Below are 780 nucleotides of genomic sequence, written 5' to 3'. Positions count from 1 at the left end.
CTCAGGCATGACCGAGTGAATTACTCTGCTGCGCCTTCTTCGGTAGCTTCTGGAGCAACACGTGGAGCGTGGACGTTGGCAACAGCCTTGTCATCGCCGTGTGCCAGAGCAACGAACTCAACGCCTTTAGGCGCTTTGAGGTCCGACAGGTGAATGATCGAACCGATTTCAGCGTTAGCCAGGTCGACTTCGATGAACTCAGGCAGATCTTTCGGCAGGCAGGTCACTTCGATTTCAGCAACAACGTGCGAAATCTCGCCGCCTTTCTTCACTGGAGCAGCTTCGTTGACGAAGTGCACAGGAACGATAGCGGTCAGTTTCTGGCCCGCTACAACGCGTACGAAGTCAGCGTGCAGCACGTGGCCTTTGGACGGGTGACGTTGCAGGGCTTTGATGATCACGTTTTGCTTGGTGCCACCAACGTTCAGCTCGATGATGTGGCTGTAAGCCGCTTCGTTTTCGAGCAGTTTGGCAACTTCTTTGGCCAGCATGCTGATGGATTCAGGGGCTTTTTCGCCACCGTAAACAACAGCAGGAACCAGAGCGGCGAGACGACGCAGGCGGCGGCTCGCACCTTTCCCCAGGTCGGAACGCACTTCAGCATTCAGAGTAAATTCGTTCATTCTGTATCTCCAAAATAGCCATGACCGAGCGGCGTTTGCGACCAGCGCCAAACACGGTATGGGCAAAAAAGCCCCGCCCCGACAGGAATGCCGGGGCGGGGCGCTTTTCGTCAACGAGACATTTCGAGAAGGGCTGGGCCCTTAGCGGAACATCGCG

The 780-nt window shown here is 56.0% G+C and carries 2 protein-coding genes; both read right to left on the bottom strand.

The annotated features are described in order from the left end of the window. Positions 1–20: 20 nt before the first annotated feature. Positions 21–623: a 50S ribosomal protein L25/general stress protein Ctc gene (locus tag ACIOWA_RS28005; protein ID WP_221731572.1), complete on the bottom strand. Its 603-nt coding sequence runs from the start codon at positions 621–623 to the stop codon at positions 21–23. Further along, positions 598–780, bottom strand: a 183-nt coding sequence (locus ACIOWA_RS28000; protein ID WP_401162934.1) for a hypothetical protein, incomplete at its 5' end; no start/stop codon positions are given. The genes ACIOWA_RS28005 and ACIOWA_RS28000, both read right to left, overlap by 26 nt.

The sequence above is a fragment of the Pseudomonas sp. NPDC087614 genome (assembly GCF_044743485.1).
GTDB classification, from domain to species: Bacteria; Pseudomonadota; Gammaproteobacteria; order Pseudomonadales; family Pseudomonadaceae; genus Aquipseudomonas; species Aquipseudomonas baetica_A.
Note: the sequence above shows the minus strand (reverse complement) of the source record. Positions and strands in the feature narration are given on the sequence as shown.